22 protein-coding genes are annotated in these 22,847 nt (G+C 60.9%); 9 read left to right on the top strand and 13 right to left on the bottom strand.

Going from position 1 to position 22,847, the window contains the following annotated elements; genetic code table 11:
- The first annotated feature begins 43 nt into the window (after positions 1-43).
- The 7 genes from RGR602_RS24585 (at position 44) to RGR602_RS24555 (ending at position 8,222) form a co-directional block, all read left to right on the top strand.
- Entirely contained in the window at positions 44-772 is a 729-nt protein-coding gene (locus RGR602_RS24585; protein ID WP_407692064.1) for an amino acid ABC transporter permease, read from the top strand.
- A gap of 12 nt (positions 773-784) precedes the next feature.
- Complete coding sequence (locus tag RGR602_RS24580) at positions 785-1,570, top strand: amino acid ABC transporter ATP-binding protein (protein WP_040114672.1); 786 nt, start codon at positions 785-787, stop codon at positions 1,568-1,570.
- 9 nt (positions 1,571-1,579) lie between these two features.
- Positions 1,580-2,926, top strand: a complete 1,347-nt coding sequence (locus RGR602_RS24575) for an MmgE/PrpD family protein (RefSeq protein ID WP_040114671.1) — start codon at positions 1,580-1,582, stop codon at positions 2,924-2,926.
- Positions 2,927-2,951: 25 nt separating this feature from the next.
- The gene (locus RGR602_RS24570; protein WP_040114670.1) at positions 2,952-4,256 is read left to right on the top strand and encodes an LLM class flavin-dependent oxidoreductase; all 1,305 of its coding nucleotides are present in this window, start codon (positions 2,952-2,954) and stop codon (positions 4,254-4,256) included.
- A gap of 489 nt (positions 4,257-4,745) precedes the next feature.
- A complete protein-coding gene (locus RGR602_RS24565; protein WP_040116453.1) occupies positions 4,746-5,816 on the top strand; it encodes an IS110 family RNA-guided transposase in 1,071 nt (356 codons plus the stop codon).
- A 262-nt stretch (positions 5,817-6,078) separates the two neighbouring features.
- A complete protein-coding gene (locus RGR602_RS24560; protein ID WP_040116452.1) occupies positions 6,079-7,107 on the top strand; it encodes an NADP-dependent oxidoreductase in 1,029 nt (342 codons plus the stop codon).
- A gap of 161 nt (positions 7,108-7,268) precedes the next feature.
- Entirely contained in the window at positions 7,269-8,222 is a 954-nt protein-coding gene (locus RGR602_RS24555; protein ID WP_082046677.1) for a sulfonate ABC transporter substrate-binding protein, read from the top strand.
- A 40-nt stretch (positions 8,223-8,262) separates the two neighbouring features.
- On the opposite strand, the gene RGR602_RS24550 is transcribed toward RGR602_RS24555, so the two are convergent.
- From RGR602_RS24550 to RGR602_RS24505, 10 genes are all read right to left on the bottom strand, one after another.
- A complete protein-coding gene (locus RGR602_RS24550) occupies positions 8,263-9,156 on the bottom strand; it encodes an amidohydrolase family protein (protein WP_040114668.1) in 894 nt (297 codons plus the stop codon).
- Between the two features lie 67 nt (positions 9,157-9,223).
- Entirely contained in the window at positions 9,224-10,204 is a 981-nt protein-coding gene (locus RGR602_RS24545) for a substrate-binding domain-containing protein (RefSeq protein ID WP_040114667.1), read from the bottom strand.
- A gap of 44 nt (positions 10,205-10,248) precedes the next feature.
- Positions 10,249-11,259 (bottom strand): ABC transporter permease, encoded by a 1,011-nt coding sequence (locus RGR602_RS24540; RefSeq protein ID WP_040114666.1) that lies wholly within the window; start codon positions 11,257-11,259, stop codon positions 10,249-10,251.
- Positions 11,256-12,761 (bottom strand): sugar ABC transporter ATP-binding protein, encoded by a 1,506-nt coding sequence (locus tag RGR602_RS24535; protein WP_040114665.1) that lies wholly within the window; start codon positions 12,759-12,761, stop codon positions 11,256-11,258. Before RGR602_RS24535 ends, RGR602_RS24540 begins: the two co-directional genes overlap by 4 nt.
- Before the next feature lie 13 nt (positions 12,762-12,774).
- Positions 12,775-14,034 carry a TRAP transporter large permease subunit gene (locus RGR602_RS24530; RefSeq protein WP_040114664.1) on the bottom strand — a complete coding sequence of 420 codons (1,260 nt, stop codon included), beginning with the start codon at positions 14,032-14,034 and terminating at the stop codon, positions 12,775-12,777.
- On the bottom strand, positions 14,031-14,561 hold the full coding sequence (locus RGR602_RS24525; protein ID WP_040114663.1) for a TRAP transporter small permease: 531 nt from the start codon (positions 14,559-14,561) through the stop codon (positions 14,031-14,033). Before RGR602_RS24525 ends, RGR602_RS24530 begins: the two co-directional genes overlap by 4 nt.
- A gap of 25 nt (positions 14,562-14,586) precedes the next feature.
- Positions 14,587-15,591: a TRAP transporter substrate-binding protein gene (locus RGR602_RS24520; protein ID WP_040114662.1), complete on the bottom strand. Its 1,005-nt coding sequence runs from the start codon at positions 15,589-15,591 to the stop codon at positions 14,587-14,589.
- A gap of 65 nt (positions 15,592-15,656) precedes the next feature.
- A complete protein-coding gene (locus tag RGR602_RS24515; protein ID WP_040114661.1) occupies positions 15,657-16,694 on the bottom strand; it encodes a transketolase family protein in 1,038 nt (345 codons plus the stop codon).
- A complete protein-coding gene (locus tag RGR602_RS24510; RefSeq protein ID WP_040114660.1) occupies positions 16,691-17,530 on the bottom strand; it encodes a transketolase in 840 nt (279 codons plus the stop codon). Before RGR602_RS24510 ends, RGR602_RS24515 begins: the two co-directional genes overlap by 4 nt.
- Before the next feature lie 40 nt (positions 17,531-17,570).
- Positions 17,571-18,332, bottom strand: a complete 762-nt coding sequence (locus RGR602_RS24505; protein WP_040114659.1) for an SDR family NAD(P)-dependent oxidoreductase — start codon at positions 18,330-18,332, stop codon at positions 17,571-17,573.
- Between the two features lie 141 nt (positions 18,333-18,473).
- Here RGR602_RS24505 and RGR602_RS24500 point away from each other — a divergent pair, with 141 nt between their 5' ends.
- Together RGR602_RS24500 and RGR602_RS37610 are read left to right on the top strand one after the other, a co-directional pair.
- Positions 18,474-19,340 (top strand): LysR substrate-binding domain-containing protein, encoded by an 867-nt coding sequence (locus RGR602_RS24500; RefSeq protein ID WP_040114658.1) that lies wholly within the window; start codon positions 18,474-18,476, stop codon positions 19,338-19,340.
- 409 nt (positions 19,341-19,749) lie between these two features.
- Positions 19,750-20,322: a hypothetical protein gene (locus RGR602_RS37610; RefSeq protein ID WP_166677450.1), complete on the top strand. Its 573-nt coding sequence runs from the start codon at positions 19,750-19,752 to the stop codon at positions 20,320-20,322.
- A gap of 30 nt (positions 20,323-20,352) precedes the next feature.
- On the opposite strand, the gene RGR602_RS40050 is transcribed toward RGR602_RS37610, so the two are convergent.
- The 3 genes from RGR602_RS40050 to RGR602_RS24480 form a co-directional block, all read right to left on the bottom strand.
- The gene (locus RGR602_RS40050) at positions 20,353-20,775 is read right to left on the bottom strand and encodes a hypothetical protein (RefSeq protein WP_040114657.1); all 423 of its coding nucleotides are present in this window, start codon (positions 20,773-20,775) and stop codon (positions 20,353-20,355) included.
- 423 nt (positions 20,776-21,198) lie between these two features.
- Positions 21,199-21,927, bottom strand: a complete 729-nt coding sequence (locus RGR602_RS24485) for a phosphatase PAP2 family protein (RefSeq protein WP_040114656.1) — start codon at positions 21,925-21,927, stop codon at positions 21,199-21,201.
- A gap of 231 nt (positions 21,928-22,158) precedes the next feature.
- Positions 22,159-22,476 (bottom strand): COG4705 family protein, encoded by a 318-nt coding sequence (locus RGR602_RS24480; RefSeq protein WP_323808294.1) that lies wholly within the window; start codon positions 22,474-22,476, stop codon positions 22,159-22,161.
- Positions 22,477-22,847: the final 371 nt, after the last annotated feature.

Below are 22,847 nucleotides of genomic sequence, written 5' to 3'. Positions count from 1 at the left end.
AATACTTCTTGAATTGTCCAGGGGCAGCCATCCTCTGCGCAACATCGGCTTCATAGCGCTGCCGCTCGTGATCCTCGTCTGGTCGCTCATCGACCTGACGCTCGGCCGCGAGCTGGTGGAGTGGCTTCCCTATCTCGCCTCGGGCTTCGCGATGAACATCCTCATCGCAGTATGCGCGATGGCGCTTGGTACGCTGGTCGGCACTGTATTAGGCATTCTCGAACTGGTGCCTTTTCGGCTGGTGCGCTATCCGGTCGTCGCCTACGTCCAGGTGTTCCGCAACGCGCCGCATCTCGTGCTGATCTTCGCGGCGACCTACATTTTCCCGTTCGAGATCGTCATCTTCGGCAACTACTTACCCTTCCCCGACTGGGTGAAGGCGGTAATCGGCCTTGCCGTTCCGGCCAGCGCCTATGTCGCCGAGATCACCCGCGGCGCTATCCTCTCCATCCCGACCACCCAGTGGGAAGCGGCCAAGGGCCTTGGCTTCTCGCGCAAGCAAGCGCTGCGCTGGATCATTCTGCCGCAATGCCTGCGCCGTTCGCTGCCGCCCTGGATGAACGTGGCCGCCTCGATCACCATGGGCACGGCGCTCGCCTCGCTGGTTGGCGTGCACGAACTCCTGCATGCGGCGACCGATGCCAGCACCGCAGTGCGCCGGCTCGATTTCACAGTCATCGCCTATATCGTCGTGATGGCCGCCTTCTTCACGCTTTGCTACCCGATCGCTCGCCTAACTCGACGCCTGGAACGTCGCTTCAACGCGGACTGAGGAATTGAGACGATGAACACATCCGCCGACACCGCGATCGTCCGACTGGAGGACGTGCATTTGTCCTTCGGCCAGACAGAGGTGCTGAAGGGCATCGACCTGACCGTCCGCAAGGGCGATGCGGTCTCCATCATCGGTCCGTCCGGCTCTGGCAAATCGACCATCCTGCGCTGCATCAACGCACTCGTGCAGCCGCAGAGCGGCCGCATCACTGTCAACCGCACCCGCGTCGACCAGCTGACCAGTGAGAGCGAGCGCATCGCGCTGCGCAAGCGCGTCGGCATCGTCTTCCAGCAATACAATCTGTTTCCGCACTTGACCGTCCTCGACAATATCGTGCTGGCGCCGACCCGCATTCTTGGCACCGACAGGCGCGAGGCGGAAAAGCTCGCCCGCGAACTGCTGGACAAGGTGCGGCTTGACGAAAAGGCCGGTGCCTATCCAGGCCAGCTCTCCGGCGGCCAGCAGCAGCGCGTGGCGATTGCTCGGGCTCTGGCAATGAAACCGGAACTCGTCCTGTTCGACGAGGTGACATCGGCGCTCGACCCGGAGACTGTCGGCGAAGTATTGTGGGTGATCCGCGATCTCATTCGCGACGGCATGACCAGCATTCTCGTGACGCATGAAATGCGCTTTGCCGAGGAGATCAGCGACACCGTCGTCTTTACCGAGAACGGTCGCATCATCGACCAGGGCCCGCCCGAGCAAATCTTCCACAGCGCAGACAATCCCCGTGTGCGCCAGTTCGTCAGTGGGCTTTCCGGGCGCGGCGCGGTGCGCGGCGGCGAAGGCATCTAGGATTTCTCCATGACCACGACATCCGCACCGCTGACCCATGCATTCGCCGAGGCGATCGTCGCCTCGGACCCGACGACCGATGCCGCCGCAATGGAAGCGGCACGCACGGCGATCGTCGATTTCCTCGCTTGCACGATCGCTGGCGCTGCCGATCGCACCACTGCTGTCCTGGCCGACGCCGTCGGCGCCAATCTGCCGGGCGAAGCAATCCTGGTCGGAGCCAAGCGCCGCACCGATCCGCTGGTTGCCGCCATCGTCAACGGGTATGCCGGCCATGTTCTAGACTATGACGACGTGCATGCCAGCGTGCGCGGCCATCCGACCACGGTGATCATCCCCGCGCTGCTGGCGCTCGCTGCCGAGCGGATATTGACCGCCGATGAACTGGTCGCCTCATATGTAGTCGGGCTCGAGGCCATGGCTCGGCTCGGCCTGTCTGTCGGCTCCAAACACTATGAAAACGGCTTTCATGCCACGGCGACGCTCGGCACGGTTGGCGCCGCAGCGGCGATCGCGCATTTGACGCGGGCCTCGGCGCAGGAAGCCGCCATCGCGCTCGGCCTCGCTGCGACGCAGTCCTCCGGGCTGCGGCTGCAGTTCGGTTTTGATGCGAAACCCTATCATGCCGGCATGGCGGCGCGGTCGGGCCTGCTGTCGGCACGCTTGGCGGCGGCGGCTTTCGGCGGCGCGCCGAATTTCCTCGACAATCCGGTCGGTTTCCACTCGGCCTATGCCTTCGGTGCCGAGCGCCCCGCCGCCGTGACCGAGAACTGGGGGACCCCTTGGCAGATCGTGGCGCCGGGATTGACCCTGAAAGCCTATCCCTGCTGCACCGCGAGCCATCCCGTCGCCTCGCTCGGCATCGATCTGCATCGCGAAGGGCTTGCGGCGAACGCGATCGAAAGCATCACCTTCACCTATCCACCTGGCGCCGATGCTGCGCTGGTGGTAAGCAAGCCGACAAACGGCATCGAGGCTCGCTTCAGCCCGGAATACGTGTTCTCCGCGGCGCTGATCGACGGTGCCCTGCGGCTCGACCATTTCAGCGATCGGCCGGTGCAGCCGCACCTGATGGCGCTGGCCGGTCGCGCCCGCCGTTGCCATGACGAGACCGCGCCGCGCATGTCCAGCGATCCGACGACGCGGTTCGTGATCCTCGATATTGCGCTCCGCGACGGTAGCACGCTCACCCGCCGTTTCGACGGCCTGCCGGGCGTGGCCGATCCGACGACAAAGTTCCGCGACGCGACCGCCGGCAGCCCGGCCTTCGCCGAGATTCCCTCGCTGGTCCGCACGATGAGCAGCACCGCCGATCTGAACCGGCTGCTGGCACTGCTCAACCAGGACCCCGTCTGAAAACCAACCGACGAAAGACTTTGCCATGAGCGTCGAGAGAAGAATCCACTTGGGCCTGTTCCTGCAGGGCGCCGGTCATCACGTATCCGGCTGGCGGCATCCGCATGCCGAGGCAGGCAGCGAGAATTTCGACCTCCTGCGGCGCGTCTCGCAGATCGCCGAAAAGGCGAAGTTCGACATGGTCTTTCTTGCCGACGGCCTGACCAGCGGCGTCGACGCACATCCCTCGACAATCGCTCGCTTCGAGCCGCTGACGCTGCTATCGGCGCTGGCGCTGGTGACCGACAAGATCGGACTGGCGGCGACATCATCGACGACCTATGGCGAGCCCTATCATACCGCCCGCGCTTTCTCTTCGATCGACCACCTGAGCCAGGGCCGCGCCGGCTGGAACATCGTCACGACATCCTATGCCCGCACCGCCAACAATTTTTCGAAGGCGCATCCAGAGCATGACGAGCGCTATGCGGTGGCGGAAGAGTTCGTCGACGTGGTGCGCGGGCTGTGGGACAGTTGGGACGACGATGCCTTCGTCAAGGACAAGGAGAGCGGCGTCTATGCCGATCCGAGCAAAGTCCACGTGCTTGAACACAAGGGCAAGTATTTCTCGGTCAAGGGACCGCTCAACATCCCGCGTTCGCCGCAGGGCCATCCAATCCTGATCCAGGCGGGTTCCTCCGGGCCTGGCCAGGACCTCGCCGCGCGAACAGCTGACGTCGTCTTCACCGCGCAGCAGAACCTCGAAGAAGCACAGGCCTTCTACAAGAGCCTCAAGAAACGCGTCGCGCGTTTCGGGCGGCAGGCGGACGACGTCGCTGTCATGCCGGGCTTCCTACCAGTGATCGGCCGTACGGCGAAGGAAGCTAAGGACAAGTTGGCCGAACTCGACCAATGGACGGATCTCAAGAACGCCATGCCGCTGCTCGAAGAACGTATTGGCCACAGTCTCGCCGATTGCGATGCCGATGGCCCGTTGCCGGACCTGCCGATCTCCGACCAGCTGCGCAGCCGCGCCGAACTCTTGACGACGCTTGCCCGGCGCGAGAACCTGACCATCCGCCAGCTGGCCTTGCGCGTTGCCGCCGGTCGTGGCCACCACATCGTGCTCGGCACGCCGGTGGAGATTGCCGACCGCATGCAGCAGTGGTTTGAAGGCCGCGCCGCCGACGGCTTCAACGTCATGCCGCCCTTCTTCCCGGAGGGGCTGGAGGACTTTACACAGCTGGTGGTGCCGATCCTGCAGGAACGTGGTCTGTTCCGCACCGAATACAGTGGCTCGACGCTACGTGACCACCTCGGACTTGTCAGGCCTGCTTTGCTTTCAGTCTAGCTGCGAACCACCGCTCTTGAAAGGAATTGAACCGCATACTCCACGGTTGGGCAGTTAAAGCATTCCCTAAGCCAATGAGAAATCAATGATTTCAGATCACTGAAGAGGCTCCGCCGAGCATTTTCCCAGGCAACAAAGGATCCTACCGGGGAAATCGTCCCGGATAGCCGGCTTCGACTGAAAGCACGATCTGTATGAAATGGTTTAGAAGGCCGCTATCCCAGCACCAACATGATCCATTTCGGCCATTCAAAATGCGCCCATGGTGTGGCGACAAGGGGCGGTAGGGCCTAGACGGCGTGCAGTTTGCTTGGAGCAAATTCCTGATACACCACGGAAAAATCCGAAGAGGAGGTGGCATGAAAGAGTCCGCGCCCGCTGAGAGAACGGATCACTGAGATGCAGTCGATGATCGGGGGACAGTCACACTTCCAGCCTTTCGGCTTATCCTATTGGGGTTTCGAAGATCTCAATAAGGGAGTTGGAAGCATGACTGCCTCTTATGATTACCATATCGGCGTCGACTACCACAAATCCTACAGCCACCTGGTGGTCCAAGACAGCAGCGGCAAGACGCTACGCTCCGGCCGGGTGAAGAACGATCGCCCGTCGCTCGGCGGATTTCTCGAACGCTACCGCGAGAACTCGCATGCGGTCGTCGAGGCGACCCGCAACTGGATGGTGATCTATGATTGGCTCGACGACATTTGTGATGATGTCGTCCTCGCCCATCCGTTGAAGGTCAAGGCGATCGCCGACGCCAAGATCAAGACCGACAAGATCGATGCGACGGTGCTGGCGCATCTGCTGCGGGCCGACCTGGTGCCGGAGGCCTGGGCGCCGAACGACAAGGCCCGCGAACTGCGTGTCGCCCTGCGCGAGCGGATGTTTTACGTGCGGCTGCGGACGATGACCAAGAACCGCATCGTCACGGCGTTCGATCGCTATCCGGAGCAGACGGCACAGTTGAAGAAGCTCGGCGACCTGTTCGGCAAGGCCGGCCGCGTCCAGCTGGCGCAGGTCAGGGTCTCAGAGATCGACCGCATCCAGATCGACCGTGGCCTCGACTTCATCGACGACATCACCGTGCGGATCAAGCAGTCGGAAGCGACGATCCGGGCGATGACCAAGGCCAATGCCAATGTGAAGCTGTTGAAGACGATCCCCGGCATCGGCGAGTTCTTCGCCCGGCTGATCGACGCCGAGATCGACGACATAACGCGGTTTCGCAACCCGAAGAAGCTTGCCGCCTATGCCGGGCTGGTGCCCTCGACCTGTTCGAGTGGCGGCAAGACCTTCCACGGCAAGATCATCAAGCAGGGCAACAAGTGGCTGCGCTGGGCTTTCGTCGAGGCGGTGACACCCGCCATTGCCAGCGAGGCGCAGCTTCGCGCCCAATACGAGCATCTGAAGTTCAGAGGAGTAAACAAGGCGCGCGTTGCCATCGCGCGCAAGCTTTTGACGATCGCCTTCCAGATCCTGCGTGACCAGCGCGCTTACGAGCAGCGGCGCGAAAGCCCTATGGAAGGCGCGTCGACGACATCCCGGTTGTCCCGATGATTGTTTAGCGAGCCCGGCAGGTCTGGGCTGCGCTCCTTGAGGAGAATGGGAAACCGGGAGCCGAACGCCACTTTGTGACCGAAGCCACAGGCAAGGTCACGCATTGGAGAATGGTTCAGGAACCGAACGGCAGATGCCTGTCGCACGGAAGGAAGAGATTTACTCGATCGGCGAAAACGCCGGTCAAAACACAACGGAACCCAAGGAAAAGCCGCCAAATGGTGGTGTTTTGCCCCTTGCGTTCTTTCATTGGAGAACACCCATGGCCAGTCAACTCGTTACCACCCGCATCGTCCTTGCTTCGCGCCCATCCGGAAAGCCGGTGGCTGCGAATTTCCGACTCGAGCGGGAGACGGTTCGGGACCTCGCCAAGGGCGAGGTTCTTCTCCAGACGCTTTATCTTTCCCTTGATCCCTACATGCGGGGTCGCATGGACGATGCCAAGTCCTATGCCAAGCCGGTCGAAATCGGCGGTGTGATGGAAGGGGGCACGGTTGCGCGCGTCGCACAAAGCCGCAACACGGCGTTTAAGGCGGGGGAAATCGTCCTCTCGCATTCCGGCTGGCAGAGCTATGCGATTTCAGATGGTTCAGGCTTGCGGACGCTCGATCCGGGAACCGCACCGATCACGACAGCGCTCGGCATTCTTGGAATGCCCGGCTTCACCGCCTATGCCGGCCTTCGTAATATTGGCAAACCCAAAGCCGGGGAAACACTTGTGGTCGCAGCAGCGAGCGGCGCGGTTGGCTCGGCAGTTGGGCAGATGGCAAAGATTTTCGGTGCGCGTGTTGTCGGGATCGCAGGCGGGTCCAGGAAATGTGAGTACTTACGCCAAGAGCTCGGCTTCGACGCCGCGATAGACCATCATTCGAGCGATTTTCCGGCACAACTCGCAGCCGCTTGTCCGAACGGAATCGATATTTATTTCGAGAATGTCGGTGGCCACGTCTGGAGCGCGGTTTTTCCATTGCTCAACGACTTCGCGCGCATACCCGTCTGCGGGCTCATCGCGCATTACAACGAAGAATCCTCTGTCTTGAGCGGAAGTGATCAGCTTCCTGTGGTGATGCGCGCCATCCTGCGGAAAAGTCTCTCCATCCGAGGCTTTATACAGCGCGAATTTGCCGAGCAGCGTCCCGACTTCTATCAGCAAGCCGGAGCATGGATCTCCGAAGGACGGCTCAAGTACAAGGAAGATATCGTTGATGGACTCGAAAACGCTCCGGAGGCTTACCTTGGCCTCCTGGAAGGGAAGAATTTCGGAAAGCTGATCGTACGCGTCGCGCCCTGAACATAGCCTTGGCGTTATCTATCTCCCGGAGCAGTTCTTTTTGCTCACAGTCGGAACAGAACAAAAAAGCGAATCCCGGAGAAGCGGATGCCGGAGCACGTATATTCTATGAAAAATATAGAGACACTTTAATTTGGTCTCGTCTTATTCCGGAGGGTATGATGAAGATCACAAGGCGAGCTTTCACTGCGGTGGTGGCAGGTGCCATCGCGACACCTTTCACGCATGTTCGACTGGCTGGCGCCGCTGACAAGGTCGTGCGTATCGGCTACCAGAAGTATGGAACGCTGGTACTTCTCAAGGGCAAGGGGACGCTGGAGAAGAAACTTGAATCCATCGGCTACACCGTTGAATGGACCGAGTTTCAGGGCGGTCCCCAGCTCCTCGAGGCCCTGAACACTGGTTCGGTCGATTTCGGATCGACCGGCGAAACGCCGCCGATCTTCGCCCAGGCCGCAAACGCTCCGCTTGTTTATATCGCACACGAGCCGCCCGCCCCGCGCGGCGAAGCCATACTGGTCCCGAAGGACAGTCCCATTAAGTCCGTCGCGGAGCTGAAGGGCAAGAAGATCGCATTCAACAAGGGCTCGAACGTGCATTACCTGCTCGTCAAGGCGCTCGAAGAAGCCGGTTTGACCTACGAGGACGTGGAGCCATCCTTCCTCGCCCCGGCCGACGGCCGCGCAGCCTTCGAAAAGGGCGCGGTAGATGCATGGGTCATCTGGGATCCCTTCCAGGCAGCTGCGGAAGTGGCGGTCGAAGCGCGAGAGCTTAGAAACGGCGAGGGCATCGTTCCCAATCACCAGTTCTACCTCGGCACGACTGCGCTGGTTGACGGCCACACCAAGGCGATCGATGTCTTGATCGACGCCATTTCCGAGATCGACCAATGGACCAAGTCAGACACCGCGGCTGCGGCCGCGGAGCTATCGCCGTCGGTCGGCATCCCCCAGCCTGTCCTCGTCAAGGCGCTCGAGCGTCAATCCTACGGAGTCAAGCGCCTGGATAACTCCGTCGTCGCGCAGCAGCAGAACATCGCCGACACCTTTTTTAAACTGAAGCTCATTCCCAAAGAGGTGACGATTGCGGACGTTGTCCGCAAGGTCAAGGCGTGATGCTCACCCTTGAGGCGTGAGTATGGGATCACGGATTTCGTCAGAGCCGGTAAAACCGCGCGGCATTGTCATGGAACAAGGCCCTGCGCTCGCTTTCGGCGAAGGTCTTCGAAATCTCCTTGAATGAATCGAATATCGCGTCGTAGCTCGAAAATAGCTTGTCGACCGGAAAGTTCGAAGCGAACATGCAGCGTTCCACTCCGAAAGCAGCGATCGCCTCTTCGACATAGGGTCGGATGTCGTCGGTGGTCCAGGTCCAATTGCCCATGCCAAGGCCGGAGATCTTGCAGGCGACGTTTGCAGCTTGGGACAAGGTCTTCATGCCTTTCCGCCACCCTTCGAAGTGTTCGGGACCATCCACCTGCATGCCCGTGTGATTGAGGATGATCTGCACATCCGGAAAGTCGCGCGCCAGATCGAGAAACTCCTCCATCTGCCAGTAATAGAGCTGCAGATCGAAACTCAGGCCCCGACGCGCCAGTTCCACGAAGCCGCGGCGCCATTCCGGCGTACGGCTGACCTCCGCCTCGGTCAGGTAGGTCTTGGCCGGGTCGGTGTGGAAGTTCATCGACTGCCTTATGCCGCGGAAGTTGGCATACTGCATATGCTCGTCGAGCAGGTCGCCGACGTCCTTTTTGCGAAGATCCGAATAACCGACGATGCCATGCGGGAAACCATGTTTGTCGGCCACCGCCTGCAGCCAGCGCGTTTCGCCGGCCGGATCCTTGGGATCGTAGCCGACATCGAGATGCACCGCCTTAACCAGGTTCTGGTTGCCCGCATCGGCAAGAAAGTCCTCGATCAGATAGGTCTTGTTGATCGCGGCGTAGTCGCCGAACGCGGAGGGCTTCACGCCGTCGGAGAGCCACGGGTAATAGTTGTTGTCCAGATCCCACAGATGGAAATGGGGATCTATGATGGGAAACTGATCCATGCTTCTGGCTCCGCCCCTATGGGTAAAAGGATCGGGGGCGGCGTCGAGGAGCCGCACCCGCTTCATATCACTTGGCCGGCGGGAAGACGCGAGCGATGACGGCTTTGGCTTCCGGTGAATCGACCTTGTCGGCCGTGACCAGCGGCATGACCAGGGCCAGATCCTTCTTGACCGGGGCGTTGCTCAGCGCGTTGAAGACCTGTTGCGTCCCGTCGATGCCCTGCCCGACGGCCTCCTGGAAGAAGATGCCCTGGATCGCGTTCGATTTCAAAAGCGCGATCGTCGTCGGGCTGCCGTCTGCAACCGCAACTCCGACCTTTCCAGTGAGGCCGCGGGTCTGGAGGACCTTGGCGGCACCGGTTCCCGCTTCGTCATACATGCCGTAGATCCCCTTGATGTCGGGATGAGCGGTCAGCATGTCGTTTGCCTGCGTGACGGCTTCGTTGACGGTTAGGCCACGAGTCTCAAGCATCTGCGCCAGCGTGCATCCATCCGCCTTGAATGCCTCCTCGGCGCCTTTGAGGTACTTCTGGGCGTTTTCGCGGTCCTGCGGCAGCGACAGCATGCCAACCTTGTTGCCGCCGCGGTCCTTGGCGAGTTTGCAGACGAAGCTTCCCTGCGCCTTGCCGGTCTCGTAGTTGTTTGCGGTCACCGACGACGTATAGTCGGTCTGGCCCGGCTGCGGACCAATCCCGGCAAAAGCGATCGGAATATTCTGCGACTTCAGATAGGCAAGCAGCGGGGGTGTGCTGGTCGAGCTGACCGGACCGATGACGATCGCGTCGACGCCCTTGGTGATGGCGGTGCGCGCATTGTCCATCTGTTTGGCCGGCGAGTTTTCCGACGTATACTCGACATAGTCCATGCCGAGCTCCTGGGCCTTCTGCTTCACCCCGTAGCCGACCCATTGCCAGTAGGAGATGTCGAGCGACGGCGCCAGATAGGCCACGGTCTTCTTTTCCTGTGCCTTGGTCGGAGCGTTCGCGAAAATCACCGCGAGCGCCAGGCCTGCCGCAACCGCAAGGCTTTTCCTCTTCTTCGTTTTCATTTCAGTTCCTCCTCCGATACGCCGGATGATTCCGACCTTTCAATTCAGCGCTGGCTGCGCCGTGAGTTGCCGAAGCGGTCGATGAGCACCGCCACTAGTATGGCGAGCCCGGTGACGGAGCCTTGCCAGAAACTGTTGATGCCGATGAGGTTGACCCCGTTCTGGATGACGGTGATCATCAGTGCGCCCAGCACCGCTCCGACGGCCGTGCCCGTCCCGCCCAGCAGGCTGGCTCCGCCGATGACGACCGCGGCGATCGCCTGAAGCATCAGGCTGGAGCCGGCCGTCGACTCGGCATTGAGGATATAGGAGATCGTCAACAGGCCGGAAAAAGAGGCCAGAAGCGACGAGGCGACATAGGCCATGAACTTCGTTCGCTGGACAGGAATGCCGAGCAGATGGGCGGCGGTCGAGCTGCTGCCGACTGCATAGAACCACCGCCCCGCGACCATCCTCTTCAAGAAGAATTCGATGGCGATCAAAAGCACGAGGCAGAAGAGAATGTAGTTGGGAATGCCCGGAACGAGACTTCCGCTGTTGAGCAGCCAGAAATCCGGATCGCCGATCGGCATCGAACGGCCGTTGGTCACGATGAAGGCCAGTGACCCTGCCACGGCAAAGGTGATCAGCGTGACCACGAAGGGAGCAAGCCCGACGACCGTCACCAGAAAGCCGTTGATCGATCCGAATACCAGCCCGACCGACAGACCGGCGAATGCGGCACCGGCGCCGCCCAGCCCCTGTGCCATCGCCTGTGCGGTCACCATGCCGGTCAGCGAGAAGACCGAGCCCACCGACAGATCGATACCGCCCGTGATGACGACGAGCAGCACACCCAGAGACATGATGATGAGCGGTGCGCCCGCCTGGGTGATGTTGGCGAAATTGCCCCAGCTCAGCGCCTGCGGCACCTGTGAGCCGACGGCGAGTGCCACGAGCGCGATTGCGAGTGCGATGGCGATCTCCGTTCGGTAGACCGACAGCAGGCTTTCCCGCTGTCGTGTCGTCGGCTCCCGCCCCGCCTTGGCCGAACTTGTTTCTGGTGCATATCTCATGCCGCCATTCCCGTCATGTTCGCGAGAGCGTCCTCGCTCAAATCTTGCTTTTCGATCACGCCGGCGCAGCGGCCTTCCGTATCGAACGCCACCACCCGGTCGCAGACCTCCAGGAGCTCGGCGTTTTCCGTCGACCACCAGACGATGATCGTCCCGCTTGCCGCCATCTGACGGATCAGCTGGTAAATCTCCTTCTTGGTTCCGATGTCGACGCCGCGTGTCGGCTCCTCCAGCACGAGAAGGCGGGAGGAAAGCCCGAGCCAGCGGGCGAGCAGGAGCTTCTGCTGCGTCCCTCCGCTCAGCGTGTCGGGCAGGTCCCAGATAGAGGCTGCCTTGATCTTCAGCGCCTCGACCAGATCCAGGCACTTCGCCCTCTCACGCCCGCTTGTGAAGACGCTGTGGCGCAGGATGCGGCGCGAGGCCATCACGTTGTCGATGATTGGAAGATTGCCCAGAATGCCCTTGTGCGCGCGGTCGCCGGTGACGAAACCCAATCCGGAACGGGCGGCCTGCCGGGGGGACGTAAAGGCCTGCGGCCAGCCGGCCCGCGCAACCGTCCAGCGCCTTGCTTTCGCCGCTCCGACCAAAGCCGAAATCAACGATTGCGGGCCGACCGGAGCACCCGCGACGCCGAGGATCATTCCCGCAGCCAACGTTATTTCGACATCTGCGTCCCGGATGACGAGCGTGTCGTCGGCGAAAGCCGCCGCGCTTCGGGGCACCGGATGCGCCGCCCCGACGCCCTCGGCGTGTCTTGCGGTGATCTGACCCATCTTCTCGATGATCGCCGTATCGGACAGGCTTCTCGTGGGGGCCCGGTCGACGACGGTCCTTCCGTCCCGGATGATCGTGCAGACATCGGCGATCTGCCTGATCTCCTTCATCCGGTGCGACACGAATACGATGGCAAGGCCGTTTTCCCGGGTCAGCCGTCTCAGCACCGAGAACAGTCGCTCCGTCTCGAGCGCCGTAAGGTTGGCGGTCGGTTCGTCGAGAAGGATAAGTTCGGCCCCGGAGGAAAGCGCCCTTGCGATCTCGACCATCTGCCCTTGATGGAGGCTGAGATCGCCGACCAGTTCGTGGAGCGAGGTGCCCGCGAACTCCCGATCGATGATAGCCAGGGCATCATGGGCCTGCCGCCACGACCGCTTGCGGTCAAACAGGCGCAGGCCGTTCGGAAAGCGCGGCAAGACGATGTTCTCGGCGACCGTTAGATGCGGCAGAAGCGCCAATTCCTGGTGGACGACGGCCACTTTCGACCTGCCCTCGGTGTCACTCAGCGGATTGTCCGCCGCATCCCTGAACTCGATGTCGCCGCCATCCTTTCCGGCGAGCCCGGTGATGATGCGGATCATCGTCGATTTTCCGGCACCGTTGCCGCCGAGCAGTGCATGAATCTCGCCGCGCGCCAGCGAGAAATCCACGCCTTTGAGAACGGATGTGGCGCCGTAGGACTTGGTCAACCCCTTGACCGTTGCGACGAACTTTCGGCCATCTTCCATCGCGTCCCCCTTCCTAGTAGATCGTCAGCGCCGGGATGAAGCTCACGGCGAGCAGCAGCAGCATCGCCATGCCGAAGAACGGCCAGAGTTCACGTGTGGTCGCTCCGAGCGGCGCTCCGGCGATCGACGACGAGATGAACAGCGTCGTGCCGATCGGCGGCGTGTAAAGCCCGATGCCGAGATTGATGACCATCATCAGGCCGAGCTGCACCCGGTCGAGACCAATGGCATCGGCCAGCGGCACGAAGATCGGTCCGAGCAGCAGGATGGCGGGCGGCATGTCGAGCGGCATACCGACGATGAGCATCAGGACGTTCATCATCAAGATGATGACGATCGGGCTGGAGATATTGGCGGCAACCCATTCCGCCATCTGCTGTGGCGCCTGGTCGAAGGTGAGACCCCAGCCGACGGCGGCGCTGCCCATGATGACGAGCATGACGACGCCAGTGGCTACTCCCGCTTCCACCAGGTTATCGCAGAAGCGTTTCCAGGTGAGATCGCGGTAGAACAGCAGGCTGAGCAGCAGCGAATAGACGACCGACAGCACGGCGACTTCGGTCGGCGTCGCGAACCCGAAGCGAAGGAGGAGAATGATCAGGATCGGCAGGAGGATTGCGGGAAGGCTCTGGATCGCAAGCCTTGCCAGATCGCGCTTGCGAATCTTGACCGCCTCGGCGGCATATCTCCTGCGGACCGAGATGAACCAGCAGACGAAGATGAAACTCACCGCCATGATGATGCCCGGCAGGATACCCGAGATGAACAGGTCTGCGACGCTGACACCGCTGATCAGGGAGTAGAGGATCATCGGGATTGAGGGAGGGACCAACACGTCGATGACCGCGGAAGTCGCGTTGTTTGCCGCACAGAGCGCTGGCGGAAATCCCTGCCGCTTCTGCCACGGGATCAGCACCGAGCCTAGCGCACTGGCATTGGCGACCGCGGATCCGGAAACGCCGCCGAAGACGACGGAAGAGACCACGGTCGTCGAGAGCGGCCCTCCGCGCCAGCGCTGCATCGCGCGGGAGGCGAGTTCCAAGAGCTGCTTGCCGAGTTCGCCTCCGAGCATCAGCGTCCCCGCCAGCATGAAGAACGGCAGGGCGAGCATCGGAAACGACTGGGTCTGATCGTAGACCTGCTGGGCGACCACGGACAACGGCACGTATCCGTTGAAGAGAATGCCGAGGCCGGCGGCGATGATCAGCCCGTAACCGACCGGCACCGCCAGGACCATCAGCACGCAGAAGGAGATGATCATGATCAGCGTCACAGGGGCATCTCCTCGGCCTTAATCTCGATCCGGGATTCCCAGCCGAACCGGAGCACGCGGACGGTCGCAGCGGCCGTGACGATCGACACCAGGAAGGCGCCGACGGCGAGCGCATAGTAGCCAACGCTGTTCGGCAGCCGCAGGACGGGGCTCTGTTCCATGCCGGCGATCTCGGCCACCACGATCGACTGATAGGCGAGGGTGACGAAGGCGATGATACTGATGACGTTCGCCAGGACGAGGGCCGAAAGCCTCATGCCGCCGCCAAGCTTGTCATAGAGCCATTCGACCGCCATGTGCCCGCCGGCATGGGCTGCAAGGACGATGCCTGCCAGGATGAACCAGGGAAACATCAGCATCGGCAGCTCCTGGGCGAAGGAGAAACCACCGCTCTGCGATGTGTAGCGGGCAACGACATTGGCCGTCGTCACCACCGTCAGCGCGATGCCGCTGGCGATGACGACGAAACGGGACAGCATTACGATTGCGCGCGACAGCATGTCGACGCACTGCAGCAAGCTTTGCATGGAAGACTCCGTTCAGTGGGCGGCATCACGCCTTTGCTTCCGATTCGATCTTGCTGACGAAATCGCCGAACGGCTTCTTCTTCCAGTTTTCGGCAACGGAAGCGGTCGCCTTCACGAAGGCCGCCCGGTCGACTTCCACCACTTCGACGGCCGTGTTCTTCTTGAAGTTCGCGAGAACCTGACCGTCCTTTTCCGCGGAGAGTTTGCGCTGCAGGTCGCCCGCCTCCTTCGCGGCGGCCTTGACCGCCTCAAGATCGGCTCCGAGCCGGGCCCGGGCGATCTTCGACATGAGGAATGGGGTCGACTCCCACTTATGGGCTGTGAGGCTGATGTACTTGTTGACCTCGAAGAGTTTCGAGCTTTCGATATTGGCGAGCGGATTTTCCTGGCCGTCCACGACGCCTTGCTGCAGGGCGATATAGAGTTCGCCGAAGGCGATCTGTTCCGTGCCTGCACCAAGCGCCTGGAAGATGTCGATCGTCATCGGATCGGCGGGGGTGCGGATCTTGAGTCCCTTCAGGTCACCGGGCGCCGCAATGTTACGCTTGGAATTGGTGAGATGGCGAATGCCGTTGTCCCACCAGTCGAGCGGAACGACGCCGACGGCGTCGAACCGCTTGTTCAGCTCGGCGCCGACCGGCCCGCCCAACACCTTCATCGCTTTTGCCGTATCGGGAAACAGGAAGGGAAGCCCGAGGGCCGCCAGTTCCGGAACCAGGGCCGATGTTGCGCCCTGGCTGTTGGCGGTAAAATCGAGCGCCCCCGTGCGAAGGCTGGTCAGCATCGCGGAGTCGCTGCCGAGCGTCTCGGCGCCGGCGACATTGATCTTCACCCGGCCGGAGGTCTTTACCGCCACGAGTTCCGCGAATTTGGCAGCGGCAATCGTCCGCGGATTGCCGGGGGCCGCGCCATGACCGAGAGTAAGGGTTGTCGCGGCCCTGGCCGGCCGCACGCCGGCCACCAATGCGGGCGCAGCCAAGGCACCCGCCGCAACAGAAAGAAATCCACGCCGATTGATATGCAAGCTCATATTCTCCTCCGTATTGTGCTCACGCCAGTTGTTTTGCCCGTCTCTCCCTGACGGGAACGTAGGGCTTATTCATTCAGCCAAGATTTGACGGCCGCCTCCACCCTCGACGTCGAGAGCCCATATCGCTCGTGCAAGGTCGGCAGGGCTCCGGCCTCGAGGAATTCGTCGGGAAGCGCAATTTGACGGAAAGCAGTCGGCCGGACGTCGGAGCGCATGAGGGTCGCTGCAACCGCCTCGCCCAGCCCACCGATCAGCGTGTGATTTTCCGCAACCACGACCAGCCGGTTCTGCTTGCTGCATTCGGCTAGGATGGTCTCCTCGTCGAGCGGCTTGATGGTCGCCACATGCAGCACGCCGGCGTCCACGCCGTCCTTCTCAAGGTGTTTGGCAGCTTCCAGGGCGCGCATCGTCATGAGGCCGGATGATATGATCAGGGTATCCCTGCCATCACGGATGAGCTTGGCCTTGCCGAGTTCGAATCTGTAGCCGTACTCGTCCAGGACGAGCGGAACGTTGCCCCGCAGGAGACGCATATAGACCGGCCCCCTGTGTGCCGACAAAACCGGCACCGCTTGTTCAATCTCGCTTGCGTCACAAGGATCGACGATCGTCAGGTTCGGCATCCCGCGGAACATGGCTATGTCCTCGGTCGCCTGATGGCTCGGGCCGTATCCCGTCGTCAGCCCGGGAAGCGCGCAGACGATCTTCACGTCCAGCCTCTCTTCCGCAATCGCCAGGCAGACGAAGTCATAGGCCCGCCGCGAAGCGAACACGGCATAAGTCGTTACCCACGGCTGGAAACCCTCCCGCGCCATGCCGGCGGCCGACATCATCAGAAGCTGCTCGGCCATGCCCATCTGGTAGAAACGGTCCGGATGCGCCGCCCTGAAAACATGCAGATCGGTGTATTTCGCGAGATCTGCGGAAAGACCGACGATCCTATCGTCCCGCGAAGCGAGGTCCGCGAGCGCATGGCCGAACGGTGCGGGCTTCGTCGGCTGGTCCGCTCCCGCGATCGACGCAATCATAGCCGATGTCGTGAGGCGCGGGCGGTCGCCACCATGGGTCAGATGTTCCGGCCGGACATATTTCGAGCGCCTCATGTCACCACTCCCGCATCGACGATCCTGATCGCTTCGGCCCATTCATGCGGCTCGACCCGCAGGAAATGGTTGCGCTCACGCGCCTCCAGGAAAGGCACGCCCTTGGCCATCTTGGTGTCGCATATGATGATGCGCGGCTGTTCGCCCTTGTGGTGGCGCGCCGCATCGAAGGCGGCGACCAGCGCGTCGATGTCGTTTCCGTCGACGCGTTGGACAAACCAGCCGAAAGCTTCGAATTTCGCGCCCAGCGGCTCGAAGTTCAAGACGGCCATGGAGGGGCCGTCCGCCTGCATCTGGTTGACGTCGACGATACCGATCAGATTGTCCAGCTTGGAGGAGCCGGCCGACATTGCGGCCTCCCAGGTCGATCCCTCGTCCAGTTCTCCGTCGGAGAAAAGGTTGTAGACGAACGAGGTGGATTTCTTGCGCTTCAGCGCGAGCGACATTCCAACCGCGATGCCGAGCCCGTGACCGAGCGATCCGCCGGTTATCTCCATGCCCGGCGTGTATGCTGCCATGCCGGACATCGGCAGCCGGCTGTCGTCGGCCCCATAGGTCTCAAGTTCATCCTCGGGAATGATCTTGGCCTCGATCAAGGCGGCGTAGAGCGCGATTGCATAATGCCCGATCGACAGAAGGAAGCGGTCGCGCCCTTCCCATTCCGGGTCCTCCGATCGGTAATGGGTCGCATGGAAATAAGAAACCGCAAGGACGTCGGCAATTCCGAGCGCCTGGGCGATATAGCCCTGGCCCTGCACCTCGCCCATCCGCAGCGCGTGGCGGCGTATGCGCCGGGCGCGCTCGGAAAGACTGACATTGTGACCGATCTGAGCCATTGACGAGAGATCTCCCCTAGTTTTGCCGGGCTGAAACCGGTCAGTGGATCAGCATGCCGCCATTGACGTCGATGACGGCGCCGGTGACATAGGCGGAGAGATCGGATGCAAGGAACAGATAGATATTCGCCACATCACGCGCCTCGCCGAGACGGCTGAGGGGAATCCCCCTGATGATCTCTGCGCGCGCATCGTCGCCGAGCTTGCCCGCGGTGATGTCGGTCTGGATCAGGCCCGGCGTCACGGAATTGACCCGGATGCCGGCCGGACCGAACTCGCGCGCCATGGCCTTGGCGAGCCCGAGCACACCCGCCTTCGCCGCCGAGTAATGCGGTCCGCCGAAAATCCCGCCGCCGCGCTGCGCCGACACGGACGACATGCAGGCGATCGACCCGCCGCCGTTTTCGCGCATGTTCGGAATGAAGGCCTGGCTGAGAAAGAGAACGCCGGTCATGTTGACATCGACGATGCGATGCCAGTCGGACTCGGTGATTTCGAGCGTCCTCACGGGCTGGGTGATGCCAGCATTGTTAATCAGAACACCTACGGAGCCGAACGCGGCGACGACGGCGTCTGCGGCAGCCTGGCAGGAAGCCCGGTCGGACACGTCGCAGCCAAGCCCGATGTGGCGAACCTGGCCGGAGGTCGGCAACTCGGCGGCAGCCTCGTCGGCAGCCTGCGCATCGATATCCAGGATCGCCACCCTGGCACCGTGCTGAGCGAATAGTTCGGCCGTGGAGCGGCCAATTCCGCGCTTGCTCGCCGCGCCCGATATGACCGCGGTTTTTCCCTGCAGTAGCATTAAATCTCCTCCCGATGCTCTCCCGGCATCTGGCAATTTCGGTAAAGGGACGAGACATCCCTGGGCGAATTTGTGACCGAAGACCGCCAAGGCGACAAACGCGAAGTTTACACCGGTAGATGAATCTGTTTCACTAATCCGATGCTGCACCTCACCTCGCTCTCTGCGATGCGGATATTCGAATCGGCTGCCCGTCTCGGCTCTTTCCGGGCCGCAGCGGAAGAGCTCAACCTCTCCCCAAGTGCGATAAGTCACGCGATCTCCAAGCTGGAGCGTGATCTGGGGACAGCCCTGTTCGAGCGAAACACGCGGAACGTTACCTTGACGCTCGCGGGTCAAACGCTTCTCAACCACGCATCCAACGCGTTCGAGGAACTGCGACGGGGTGTTGAGATGATTTCATCGAACAAAGCCCACTTGCTGCGCGTTCACTGCGCCCCCAGCTACGCGGCAAAGGTTCTCTCGCCGCGTCTGCCTGCGTTCCTGAAGGAAAATCCTGAGGTGGAGGTGCGGGTCGCGTCCAGCACCACTTATGCACGCTTCACGGACGGTCTTTTCGACGTGGATATAATCTATGGCGAGCCGCAGAACCGTGAGGATCTGATCGTCATCCCGTTGGCGGAAGAAATCGTTTCGCCGCTCTGCTCTCCGGCCATCGCCTCTTCCATGACGTCTCCCCGGGATATTCTGAAGTATCCGCTTATCCGCAGCGACTTGAAGCGAATTCAATGGATCGACTGGTTTGAAATAAACGATCTCGGGAGTCCTCCCGTGCCGACAATGAGTTTCGATCGAAGCTTCATGGCACTGGACGCGGCTGCGAACGGGCTGGGCATTGCGCTTGAATCGAATGTTCTGGCGCAGCCCGATCTGGAGTCCGGGAGGCTCGTACGGGCTTTGACCGGCGTGAGCCGGGACAATCGCTACATCGGTCATTACCTCGCCTATCCGAAGACGGGAAGCCAGCGGAGACTGGCCAAACTGTTCGCCGATTGGCTGGCAAGATAATACGTTCTCAAGGCAGTCGAGGAACGGAGCTGTCATGCGGTTTCTTAAGTAGACGTTCATCTTAGGCGAGAGCAATAGTAGCACCCTCGGCCCGGCTTGTTTTAGCCGGAGACCCTTGCATCGTATTCCGAAAGCTGAACATCGGCGAATGCCGGTGAAGCAGAATCCCATTCAAAACGCCTGGTCACTCGACCAAGGTCAGGAGCACTGGTGACGAAACGCTCGTCGTATCGCAGATAAAGGGTTTTGAAAAAACCGGCTAGCAATAGCGGGCTCTCTTTATCCGGAAAAGCTTCGAACAGCCCGTTTTTGAAGGACCATCCATCTCTACGAGCCCGAACCCTATTGCCTCGTAGCGACTGACATCATCCCGAATGCCTCGGCGCCCGACCAATTCTCGCAACGCGTTGTGAAAGCGGACGATGCCTGCGACCGGCTCTCCGCCTATCGCAATCGCGATATCGTTGGCAGCCAGTACCTTGCCGGCTGGTTGAGGATCGTTCGACGCAGCAACAATTTCCGCAGCTTCTTCCAAAGCCTCTTCGCTTTGCCGGTTGCCACGGAGCAGAACCAGATAACCAAGGACAAGGGCTGGATAGGTGATGTGAAGGTTCGTGCATTCGCCGATGGTTTCTTCCATCCGGTTGGTCAGATTACGGAACGCCCCGGTGACTCCTTTGCAGGAGATTGCCATCACAGGACCGATGCCGTCACGCGTCACGACCACGTCTACGTTCTTTGTTTTCAGGCCGCCGAGAACGGTGCGTTCTCCGCCGCCGGCGAGAGAGGGATCATAATGCAAGATTGGGGCACGACCGGACCGTCGCACGACCCGAAACGGCGGGCGAGGCGTAATGTCATCAGGATCGAAGCCGCCTTCGATGACAAGGCGGCAAGACACATACCAGTGAAGAGGCTTGATGTGACTTGCACTTTGGGTTTTGCCGAGAAATTCCCCAAAGCTTTCAACGCCTCGGCTTGAGTCGTCCATTGGCATAGGTTGCCGTCCGTCTCAGCCGGCATAATGCCTCCATTTTTGCATTGTCACGATCGCCTCCTCCAGCAACTCATTGGAGCCCTTTTCGAGAAGGGATTGTGCTGGGAAGACGATATTGCCCGCCTCTCGAGGCTCAAGCTTCAGCATTCCGCCGCCAAGCGCATGCCCCTCGATTTCGCAGCTCAAGCGGACAAACGGTGTGGACCACAGGGGCAAAAGCTTGGACGCGAGACGCTTATCGCGCAGCCGCGCCGCGTGCACGCTGTTCGTACAAGTCACTCCAGCGGCATTCTGAACGAGGTTTGCCGAACGGCCGGACATATACTGCAGGACGTAATCCGGCTCCAGCACGTCAGGGGCAACGCCGAGCCCAACCCGGAAATCGATGCCTCTGACCGGCTTCAGCTCGAAGCCCGGTTCGGCAGGCCTCCGGTCCACTCCGGCGCAAAGCCGATGCCAAGGCCTGCCGAAGCCAGCGACACCAGCGAACCGATGATGGCCGGACGGAAACCGAAGACCTAAACGCAATCGCTAACGCCAGCCCCTGACCATCAGCGGGGCTGCCACGAAAAGAATTCCGTCGCCTTGAAAGGAGTCGAACGAGCGGCACCAGTCACCCGAATGGTCAAATGACTAAATACAATAGACTTCTCTAAACGGCCCCGTCGACTGTTGCTTATGGAGCGAACCGAGCTAGGCGGCGCCGAACTTCCCCTGCGGGCAACCGACAACCGGGCTGATTTGAGAGACGAGTTAAGCCCGCATGCAAATGCTCTAATTCCACGTCGTCACCAGGCCTTTCGCGAGGCTCTGCAGCGCCCGCCACTTCGTCGACACGGAAACGCCGATGAGTTTCGCCGGTCATCTGGCGGAAGTCAGAAAGCGCTGTTCGAGTGCGATCAGGCCGGAGAAGACGACGATCGGCATCAAAAAGCCGAGGACGGCATCGGAGATATAGTGGGCGCCGACCACCACGCGCAGGACTGCGGTCGCGACTGAAGCAATGGCAACGGGCGGACCGAACCAGAGCCGTGCCTTCGGCGGCAGAAGGATGATCAGGCAAAGCAACCAGCCGGCTCCCGACGCTTCACCAGACACGAAGGAGCAGTTGCTCGTACACTGACCGAAAAACGATCCGGCCGCCATAAAGTCCATGTGACCGCCGAAAAAGTTGGTCTGAATCGGGCGGGGACGCCCCGAATGGCTCTTCAGCAGCAGGTTGACGATCAATCCCGTGCTGAGGCCCAAAGTGGCGAGCGAGAGCCACAGGCGCCGCACCGGCATTTTCGCTGCAATCGATTTGGACAGGCTTCCCGCGATGACGCCGATCACGATCGCGACGGCCGCGATGTACGGTAAACCATACAGAGCCCAGCGCAGCAATTTGATGGATTCATAGCGGCCGAAGGCAAAGCTGCCGCATCCCACACCTCCCCCGCAGAGCGCTCCGCTGAAGAAGAACGACGAGATGGCAATATCCATCGCCGGGAACGCATGAAAAATCGAAAGCAGCAACAGCCAGGTCGAGGCCATGAGGAAGGAGGTCCCGCTGGCGCTGGCGCGGCCGAACGGTACGGCTTGATAGGTCATGTTTATAGTTCCTGTTTTTCAACCGGCTTCGACGACATGGAACAACGCCATGCATCTTTGTCTGCCTCTTGCCTGACAATTGCCTGAACGGGATTTAATATCGGAACTGATGAGAAGATTTCCGAAGAGCCGGCTGTGAATACCGGCAATCGCCCGCCGGTATTCACAGATGCATTTATTGGCGCGGTCTATGAGCTCCTTCGCCCCTCTCGGCCGGAGCCTATGACATCCTCAATATATGACGATCAGGATGATGGCGGCGAGAACGATCACGCTGGTGTAGATCGTGCCGAAACTCAGACTGCCATATTCGGAAGGCTGCGAGATCAGGTCGCCGAACGACGCCCCGAGCGGCCGGGTGAAGATATAGGCGAGCCAGAACGCCAGGATGGGGCCGATCCTCAGGAAGTAGTAGGCTGCGGCTATGAGCGCGATACCGCCCAGGGAGAGGATTGCCGTCGTCAGGTAGTCGAAGCTGACCGTTTCGGCGATCAGATCTCCCGCTGCCATTCCAAGAGCGAAGGTGAAGGGAGGAAATCGTGCGGTCAACCATCAACGCGTTCTGAAGGGGACCCGACCGACGGTCTCGCAGTTGGTCCGGGACGCGTCAGTCGAGGAATGACCCATTTGCCCTCGAGCGTCGACTCGCGATACTCGATCTCTGCAATCAGCAGGGCCACTCAAAAGACGTACTAAAGGGACCAAGAGTTAACCAAAAGGGATAGCTTTTTTGTCCGTGCCCACTGACCTAACGTTACAAAGAGCGGCGATTCCCCAAAGCGACGGGCAAAGCGGCAGACATGGCACACATTCAACCTACTAGCGTTGGTGGCTTCACTCTTCGGCCGACCTGGCTATCGATCATGTCGATATTATTCGTTGTGGCGTTCATCATTCTTTCATTTTTCTGGCATCTCGGG

This window comes from Rhizobium gallicum bv. gallicum R602sp, assembly GCF_000816845.1.
Classification (GTDB): Bacteria; Pseudomonadota; Alphaproteobacteria; order Rhizobiales; family Rhizobiaceae; genus Rhizobium; species Rhizobium gallicum.
Note: the sequence above shows the minus strand (reverse complement) of the source record. Positions and strands in the feature narration are given on the sequence as shown.